Here is a 9,218-nt window from a genome sequence, read left to right on the forward strand (position 1 = left end):
TTATTACCCTAGAGAGCTAGTTTATAAAGCAAATTAAAAAAGCAACAACTCAGCTGAGTTGCTGCTTTTTATTGGCTTAATCTAAATTTTGACCGTTAGTGGCAATGACGTTGCGATACCAATCAAAAGATTTTTTCTCATAACGGTTTAAAGTCCCATTTCCTTCATCGTCTTTATCGACGTAAATAAAACCGTAACGCTTACTCATTTCACCAGTGGAGGCACTGACCAAATCAATACAACCCCAAGGTGTGTAGCCCATTAAATCAACGCCGTCTGCGACTGCTTTTCCCATGGCAATGATGTGTTGACGTAAGTAATCAATCCGGTAATCATCAGCTACATAGAAGTTTTCATCCACTTCATCATAAGCCCCTAAGCCATTTTCCACGATAAACAATGGTTTTTGATACCGATTATACAATTCATTTAAGGCAATTCGTAACCCGTTCGGATCAATTTGCCAGCCCCAGTCACTAGCAGCTAAGAAAGGATTTTTTACACCGCCTAAGATATTGCCCTGCACTTTTTCAGCAGTCGTCGTTTCGTTAATCGCCGTTGACATGTAATAGCTAAAACCGATGCAATCAACCGTGTTTTCCGCTATTAAAGCTAAATCATCCTCATTTATAGTCAATGGTTTCACCTGATATTTTTCTAACATCCGCTTAGTATAAGCAGGATATTGCCCGCGGACTTGGACATCGGCACAAAAATAATTAAACTCTTGATTTTGAATCATGGTTGCCACTTGATTCACAGGATTAGCATCATAACTATAACTAGTGCCGTAAATAATCATACACCCAATTTGTAAGTCTGATTTTAAAGCATGACCAATTTTAACTGCTTTGGCACTGGCGACAAATTGATGATGCCACGCTTGAAAAATATTTTGCCAATTTCCGCCACCATTACTTTTTACCATTCCCATACTTAAAGCTGGTAGCTCAAAAGCAGAGTTAATTTCATTAAAGGTCATCCAATAATTTACTTTTTTGTAGTAACGGTTTAAAACAACGTCTGCAAAACGTTCATAAAAGTCAATTAATTGCCGATTTTGCCAGCCACCATATTTTTTAGCCAAATTTAAAGGCATTTCGTAGTGCGAAATTGTCACGACTGGTTCAATATCATATTTTAAACATTCGTCAATTAATTCATCATAAAAGCGCAAGCCTGCTTCATTGGGCGTACTTTCATCTCCTTGTGGAAAAATGCGGGACCAAGCGATGGAAAAACGATAGCATTTAAAGCCCATCTTGGCAAAAAGCGCGATATCTTCTTTAAAACGATGATAATGATCAATTCCAGTGTGGTTGGGATAAATATATTTTTTCTCATCAATAGTCCAATCGAAATTTTCATCCTCTAAAATCTGCCAACGTTGCTTACCACCGGGCATTGCATCGGCCACAGATAAACCTTTACCGTCTGTTAAATAAGCTCCTTCTAATTGATTGGCAGCTGTCGCGCCACCCCATAAAAAGCCTTCTTTAAATACTGATTTTGTCATGATGTTCCTCCTGTTATAGTTAATTTTTTATTTTACAATTGTTAAAAAGTCTTCGCCGTGAATGACTTCTTTTTGATCCATATCCAATACATCCATAAAATCGCTCGTATTGGTTACTACAATTGGCGTAATAGTAGAAAAACCTGCTGCTTCAATCGCTTCAATGTCAAATTCAACTAATAAATCGCCTTTTTTAACGTGATCGTCTTGTTTTACTTTTACCGTAAATCCTTGACCGTCTAATTCCACCGTATCCATACCAATGTGCATCAAAATTTCCGCACCGGTTTCAGTCGTAATTCCCACAGCGTGACCAGTTGGAAATAGCGTAGTCACAACACCATCGGCTGGCGCATATAATTTTCCTTCAGAAGGTTTAATCGCAACCCCTTTACCTAGTGCTCCAGAAGAAAAAACTTGATCTTTTACTTGAGTTAACGGTAACACTTCCCCTGATAGAGGACTTGTAATCATAACTGTTTGCCCATTAGCCAACGCTTCAACTTTAGGAGATACTGGTGTTGTTGCATCATTTTCTGCCAATGCAGCATCTTCAGGTTGTTCATCAAACCGTAAGACAAATGTCAAAATAAAGGCTAGTACAAAGGCGATTGCCGTCCCGATTGCTGCCATAACTAAACCAGTAATAGCTTTTGTATCTTGTGGGATAAAGCCTGGTAAACTTAACAAACTAACTAAACCAAAAACATAGTTACGGACTTCAAAAAAGCCAATAAAGGCACCACCAATAGCGCCACTAATACAAGCTGCGATAAATGGTTTTTTCAACGGTAAATTGACACCATACACGGTAGGTTCGGTAATCCCAAAAATCGAAGTAATCGTTGAAGATAGCGCCAAACCTTTTAATTTTACATTTTTTGTCATAAAGAAAACGGCTAAAGCAGCCCCACCTTGAGCTAAAACAGCAGGGAGTAACATTGGCATCATCGTATCAAAACCTGTTTGAGTTAAATTGACCATCATAATTGGTACAAAGCCCCAATGCATGCCAAACATAACAAATACTTGCCATAAGCCCCCCATAATCGCACCAGCTAAAATTGGACTCAAACCATAAATCGCATCATAACCACTACCTAATAAGTTCCCTAAAATCGTACCTAAAGGACCTACTACGATAAACGTTAATGGTGCCATAACCAAAAAGATTGCCAATGGTACTACGATGGTTTGTAAAAAGTCAGGAATAACTTTTTTAAAGAATTTTTCCACATAACTTTGTAAAAAGACCGCTAAAATAATTGGGATAACAGAAGACGTATACGCGCTAGCCCCAATAATGACCGGTAAGCCTAGAAAATGTAATGTTTCGCCAGCCAGTGCTGTAATAGACGGATGAACCAAGGCCATCGCTAAAGCAGCCGCTAAAAATTCATTGGTATGAAATTTTCGGGCCGCAGTAAAAGCTAACATCACCGGCAAATAGGTGAATAAACCATCGGCAATCGCCCATAACACCACATAAACCCCAGATGTATCTGTCACCCAATTGAGCGTTAAAGCTAAAGTTAAAAAACCTTTTAAAACTCCGGCCCCAGCCATTGCGCCTAAAAAAGGAGTAAAAATAGAGGAGATAATATCAATCAAACGATCAAAAATATTTCCCGTTTTTTCTTCGACAGCTTCGGTATTATCAAAATTGGCAATATCATTTAATTCCCGATAAACATCCCCCACCTGACTACCAATTACCACTTGGTATTGGCCACCTTTTTGAACGACTTGAATTACATCATCATCTTGTTTTAATGCCTTCGTGTCAGCCACATCTTCATCTTTTAATTTAAAACGTAAACGCGTGGCACAATGCACCACACTGTTGACATTTTCTTTCCCACCCACTGCCGCTAAAACTCGACTAGCGATTTCTTTATTGCTGCTCATAATTCTCTCTCCTTGTCAGTTTAATTTATATAAATATGAAAAGCATAATAAACATGGTCAGCTCTCAAGTAATAAGATGGAATTTTAATAAATTGTTTTTCAAATTTCAGCTCATTGCCATAAAGCGTTCGTTCATAATGCTAGATACTACGAAAAGTATGTTGATCTTATTCCTGGTGAAAATCTTATACCCCCCTTTACCTAAATAAAAAAAACCCAGAAAGAAAAAACACGATCCCAAAAATAAAAATGGGTATCTTTGTCTTTTCAATCTGGGTTTTGCCTGCCTAACAGTAACAATCCGTTATTGATTGAATGTTTACGTTTCCTCTGAAACGACGCGCTGAATGTGAATCGTCAAATAAATCATTTCCGATTCTCCCAGCGGTTTTTGATAGGTTTTCATTAAATAATCATTGATACGTTGTACCGTTTGAAAAGCCTTGGGATATTTGGATTGAATTAAAGCAAAGAGAAATTCATCGGACTCTTCATTTAATTCATCTCGTAAATAACGCTGCGCAAAATACTGCAAATGAGTAACGATGCGCTGATAATTCAAAGAGTCTTGGCGAAAAACGATACCATAAAAGCGACTAATAATTTGTAAAATATCGCGCACAATTTCTGTCGCCTGCATCGTCTGTTGCATCGATCCTTCCGAATTTACCTGCTCGCTATTGACGATATGAAAAGTAATAAATCCCGCTTCTGATTCAGGTAGTTCAATTTGCAATTTTTCTTTAATTAAAGCAATCGCTTCTTTAGCAATCGCAAACTCTTTGGGATAAAACTTATGCGTTTCAAATAAAAGAGGATTTGGAATCTCAATGCCTTCTTTACTACGCTCTAATGCGTAATGAATATGGTCTGTTAAGGTTAAGTAAATATTAGCCGACAGCTCTTGTTGCAGTTTTTCTTCAGCTAAATCAATAATTTGCTTTACCACCTCAACTTCTTTAGGAGCTACATCGGTAAATAATTGTTGAAACTGTCCAGCAGTCAGGGAATCTTTTAAAATAAATTCTTTTTCAATGACAGCAGCATCAATTTCAGCGCCAACTTTTTTACCAAAAGCCAAGCCACGCCCCATGTAGATAACCTCTTCACCAGCAGCGTTTTTTGACATGACGATATTGTTATTGAGGATTTTTTCAATTCTCACAATTCCCACTCCCTGCTTGCGATTCACTTTCAGACAAATAAAAAAAACCTAGAATTTCCCCCTTGGTGCTTACGTGGTAAATTCCGGTTTTGCCTGCCTAACAGTAACAATCCTTATTTATAATCTAGCACAGCTAAAAATAATTTGCAAGCCTTTCCAAAAAAGAAAAGCTTTGCGAACTCGTCCAACTTGCTAGCAATAAGATAGAATTTTAANTTATTTATAATCTAGCACAGCTAAAAATAATTTGCAAGCCTTTCCAAAAAAGAAAAGCTTTGCGAACTCGTCCAACTTGCTAGCAATAAGATAGAATTTTAATAAATTGCTTTTCAAATTTCTTCAAATTTTAGCTTATTGTCGCAGCGAGTTAGTTCGTGAAGCTGGATCAAAAGAAAAGCATAATAAACATGAGCAGCTCTCAAGCGATAAGACGAAATCTTGATAAATTTGAAGAACAATTTCTCAAGATTTTGGCTTATTGCCGTAGAGAGTTTGTTTATTATACTAGACACTTAGAAAAGCGGAACGAACTCGCACAACTCGCTAGTAATAAGATAGAATTTTAATAAATTGCTTTTCAAATTTCTTAGCATTTTAGCTTAATGTCGCCAAGAGCTCCTTCCAAAATAAAAAACTGCCAAATAAATTTTCCGCTACCGTAAAAATCGAATGTACTTTTTTACAGGAGCTTTTCATTTATTTGACAGTTTCAAGTTCAAATTAAAATGGCTAGTTAGTACGTACTGGTGTGATCAATTGAATAAAGTTTGCTTGTCCTGCAGTAGGTTCCAAGGTGAAAGGACGAATCGCTGAAATAAAGCGAACCGTAATACTCATATCACCAAAAGCCCGCAATGCGGCTTTCATGTAATCTGGATTAAAGGAAATTTCTAAAGGTTCGCCGCTAACTTTTTCATAACTTAATGCTTCTTCCACTTTTCCGACTTCAGGAGAATTTCCGTAAAGCATGACAGCATCTTCTTTAATTGATAAACGGACAATATTGTTGCGTCCTTCGTGGGAAAGTAAAGAGGCCCGCTCAATCGCCGCTAAGAAACTTGGCACCGTAAATTCAATTTCAGTATTGAATTGATGCGGAATTAGACGGTTCGTGTCTGGGTAATTTCCTTCTAACAAACGTGAGTAAAACAACATATTTTCCGTTTGGAACAACACTTGGTTTTCCATGATGCTAACTGCAATTTCTTCTTCATCATCAGCTAAAGAACGTGATAATTCAATTAAACTTTTGCCAGGAACAACGATATTAAAGTCTTCTGCTTCTTGTTCTAGCGGAATAATCCGTTGACTCAAACGATGTGAGTCGGTTGCGACAGCCAATAACTGTTGATTTTCTAACACAAAATGCACCCCAGTCAAAATTGGACGGCTTTCATGAGCAGAAACAGCAAAAACAGTTTCACTAATTAATTGATTTAGTGTTTGCGCTGATAATTTTAATTGGTCCCGACTTTCTACAACTGGTAAATGCGGATAATTATCAGCATCTAAACCATTAACCATGAAGTTGGCTTTGCCAGAAGTAATGGCAACTTGTTCGTTTTCCACAACTTCCATTGTGAAAGTATCTTCTGGAAGGCGACGAATAATTTCGCTGAAAAATCGAGCTTGTAAAACAATTGCGCCTGCTGATTCAACAATCATTTGTGCTTTTTCATTGTCTACAGCTAAAAATGTTTCGATGGAAATATCAGCGTTACTTCCGGTTAATGTTAAACCGCGTTCAGTTAAAACAATTTTTACCCCCGTTAAAATTGGGATAGTAGTTTTAGAAGAAATCGCCCGTTGGACAGTTTGTAGTTCCTGCATAAAGGCAGAACGATTCATAGTGACTTTCATAAATGGCACTCCAATCTTTTTGATGTGTTGCAATTTTTTAAATCTAGACCATCTAGCTGGGGAATAAAAAATTAAAAGGACTTTTGTAAGGAATAATAGCTATTACAAAATTTATTTAAAATATTAAAAAATTTGTTGCTGTTTAAAATAAGCCTTTTAATCTTACCACCGCATGCTCTTAAATCTTTCAAGATCCTTCATGCTGATTATAGCATTTTTTATGAATTAAAAAGAAGGCGGATGCCTTTATATTTAAGAGTAAAAAGATAGTAGTAGTAGTAGGCCCTGTTGAATCAGTGGATAAGTGGTAAAACGTAAGGTATTATCAGAGTTTTCCACTGTGCATAACTTGTGGATAAAAAATGGAAAACTTTCAAATTTATCCACATGCCTATTTTAATAATAAATTTTTGATTTCAGCAATTTCAGTTTGAGTCGTTGGATCATTTTCCAATAATTGCTGGATTTTTTCGTGAGCATGAATGACCGTGGTATGATCTTTGCCCCCAAATTCAGCGCCGATTTTTGGTAAAGAATTATCCGTTAGTTCGCGAGATAAATACATCGCAATTTGGCGTGGTACAACAATACTTTTTACGCGTTTTTTCCCTTTTAAATCTTTAATTGAAATATGATAGTATTTGGCGACTTCTTCTTGAATTTGTAAAATCGAAATTTGGGCTACGCCACCATTACTTTTTAGAGATTTTAAGGCTTCGGCAGCTAAACTAGTACTGATTTCAGCATTATTCATCGTGGCATAGGCCTGAACACGTAAAAGTGCTCCTTCTAATTCGCGAATGTTAGAGTCAATTTGGCCGGCGATATAACTCAGCGTATCATCTGGAATTTCTAGACGTTCTGCTTCGGCTTTTTTCCGTAAAATTGCAATCCGTGTTTCCAAATCTGGTGGGGTGATGTCAACTGATAACCCCCAGGCAAAGCGGGAAACCAGGCGTTCTGGTAAAGTTGGAATTTCACTTGGCAGACGATCACTCGTTAGGACAATTTGTTTGTTGTTTTTATAAAGTTCTTCAAAAGTATAGAAAAACTCATTCTGCGTTTCGACTTTATTTTCTAAAAATTGAATATCATCAACTAGTAATAAATCGACACTGCGATATTCATGACGAAATTCTTCACTCGTACGATTTTTAATCGAGGTAATAAAATCATTGGTAAAGTTTTCACTACTGACATATTTGATTTTGGCATTGGGCCGATATTTTAATAATTCATGACCAATAGCGTGCATCAAATGGGTTTTCCCTAAACCAACACCGCCATAAAAGAATAGTGGGTTGTAAATCGAGCCGGGTTCTTCAGCGACAACTTGAGCGGCCGCATGCGCCATTTGGTTCCCTTGTCCAATTACAAAAGTATCAAATGTATATTTGGGATTTAACATAATCGAACGATCGACTTTTTCTTTTACCTCTTCTTCTTTTTCTTGAGGTAACTCTTCTTGCACTTCATCTTCAGTGATAAAAGCGGGCATGATTTCCCGACCGTAAAGGCGATAGCTGTTTTCCAAAACCCGTGGTGCTAAATTTTTCTCCCAATAATCACGATGGACTTTTGTCGGTACTTTGATTAAAAGTTCATCATTTTGCAAAGAAAGGGGACTAGCACTTTCGGCCCAAACTTGAAAGCTAGCGGGACTGAGGTCGTTTTTTAAACTATTTAATACCTCTTGCCACAAGGCTTCGTATGATGACATGAGCTTCCTCCTTATTAGTATTCATTTTTTCCATCAATAAAACGTACAACGTTTTAATTTGCGTATATTCATTAAGAAGCACCAGTAAGAAACTTGTTCTTACGCGAAATGCTAATAAAAAAGTAAAAGCGCGTCGCAAATACCCCTCGTAAGAATTACAAGGATAGACGCTACTTTGTGAAATTTCACGAACTCATTTTTGCCATGGAATAAAAAGAAAAAAAGACAAAAATAGGTAATTTTAATTTATCACTTTTTAAAGAAGTTTTCCACAGGCAGACCGCAAAAAAGATAAAAAAAATTATTTTCAGCAACTTTTCCACAAATAAACAAGAAGATGAAAATGTGAATCAACAAGCGGGATAAAAATAATCCACAGGCATTAAAAAAGTGTGGATGAATTTGAGTTTTTCAAAAGTTTCCACAAGGTCTTTGGGATAGAAAGACCTAATTTAATGCGTTTTTGTAACGTCTATCCACAGAAAAATGAAAGCTTGTGGAAAAGTTTTTCCGCTGTGTGAAAGTGTGGATAATTCTTTTCAAAACTTTAATTTAACTTTCAAAAATTTTTTGTGAATTCACAACCATCAACATGGCTTATAAAGAAATGTGGATAACTTTTTAGTTGATTGAATTGATTTTGTAGTTGACAAAAACCAACCAAAGTCGTTATACTATCAAAGTATGTCTGTAGTCATGGATATGAGAATTACCTCGGAGGTGGAAATAAATGAAAAGAACTTACCAACCAAACAAACGTAAACGTCAAAAAGTTCACGGTTTCCGTAAACGTATGAGCACTAAAAACGGCCGTCGCGTCTTAGCTAGCCGCCGTCTAAAAGGACGTAAAGTATTGTCAGCTTAAGCCACTGGTTGCCAGTGGTATTTTTTTTTATTGGCAAAACATAAAATAGAAAAAGTCGCTTCAATAGCATGCAAAAAATCTCATCATGGTAGAGGTTTTGATGTGTAAAAATTGAAGCGACTTTTTTTGTTTATTTTCTGGTTTTAAAGCTTCTATTTAGAAGAAATTTGAAGAGCAATTTATC

The 9,218-nt window shown here is 36.6% G+C and carries 6 protein-coding genes; 1 reads left to right on the forward strand and 5 read right to left on the reverse strand.

Going from position 1 to position 9,218, the window contains the following annotated elements:
- Nucleotides 1-76: 76 nt before the first annotated feature.
- The 5 genes from RU96_RS10860 to dnaA all read right to left on the reverse strand — a co-directional run bounded on the left by RU96_RS10860 (nucleotide 77) and on the right by dnaA (nucleotide 8,169).
- Nucleotides 77-1,516: a glycoside hydrolase family 1 protein gene (locus RU96_RS10860; RefSeq protein ID WP_071865539.1), complete on the reverse strand. Its 1,440-nt coding sequence runs from the start codon at nucleotides 1,514-1,516 to the stop codon at nucleotides 77-79.
- A 27-nt stretch (nucleotides 1,517-1,543) separates the two neighbouring features.
- Nucleotides 1,544-3,424 carry a beta-glucoside-specific PTS transporter subunit IIABC gene (locus tag RU96_RS10865; RefSeq protein ID WP_071865540.1) on the reverse strand — a complete coding sequence of 627 codons (1,881 nt, stop codon included), beginning with the start codon at nucleotides 3,422-3,424 and terminating at the stop codon, nucleotides 1,544-1,546.
- Between the two features lie 319 nt (nucleotides 3,425-3,743).
- The gene (gene licT / locus RU96_RS10870) at nucleotides 3,744-4,589 is read right to left on the reverse strand and encodes a BglG family transcription antiterminator LicT (protein ID WP_071865541.1); all 846 of its coding nucleotides are present in this window, start codon (nucleotides 4,587-4,589) and stop codon (nucleotides 3,744-3,746) included.
- Between the two features lie 729 nt (nucleotides 4,590-5,318).
- Nucleotides 5,319-6,449 (reverse strand): DNA polymerase III subunit beta, encoded by a 1,131-nt coding sequence (gene dnaN, locus RU96_RS10875; protein ID WP_071865542.1) that lies wholly within the window; start codon nucleotides 6,447-6,449, stop codon nucleotides 5,319-5,321.
- A gap of 391 nt (nucleotides 6,450-6,840) precedes the next feature.
- Entirely contained in the window at nucleotides 6,841-8,169 is a 1,329-nt protein-coding gene (dnaA, locus tag RU96_RS10880; RefSeq protein ID WP_071865543.1) for a chromosomal replication initiator protein DnaA, read from the reverse strand.
- Nucleotides 8,170-8,899: 730 nt separating this feature from the next.
- On the opposite strand from dnaA, the gene rpmH reads away from it, so the two are divergent.
- The gene (gene rpmH / locus RU96_RS10885; RefSeq protein ID WP_010766794.1) at nucleotides 8,900-9,034 is read left to right on the forward strand and encodes a 50S ribosomal protein L34; all 135 of its coding nucleotides are present in this window, start codon (nucleotides 8,900-8,902) and stop codon (nucleotides 9,032-9,034) included.
- The last annotated feature ends 184 nt before the right edge of the window (nucleotides 9,035-9,218 follow it).

Source organism: Enterococcus canintestini (genome assembly GCF_001885735.1).
GTDB classification, from domain to species: domain Bacteria; phylum Bacillota; class Bacilli; order Lactobacillales; family Enterococcaceae; genus Enterococcus_C; species Enterococcus_C canintestini.

Coding starts and splice junctions, on each gene's coding strand:
- RU96_RS10860 (WP_071865539.1), bottom strand. CDS start 1,516: ATGACAAAATCAGTATTTAAAGAAGGCTTTTTATGGGGTGGCGCGACA.
- RU96_RS10865 (WP_071865540.1), bottom strand. CDS start 3,424: ATGAGCAGCAATAAAGAAATCGCTAGTCGAGTTTTAGCGGCAGTGGGT.
- dnaN (WP_071865542.1), bottom strand. CDS start 6,449: ATGAAAGTCACTATGAATCGTTCTGCCTTTATGCAGGAACTACAAACT.
- dnaA (WP_071865543.1), bottom strand. CDS start 8,169: ATGTCATCATACGAAGCCTTGTGGCAAGAGGTATTAAATAGTTTAAAA.
- rpmH (WP_010766794.1), top strand. CDS start 8,900: ATGAAAAGAACTTACCAACCAAACAAACGTAAACGTCAAAAAGTTCAC.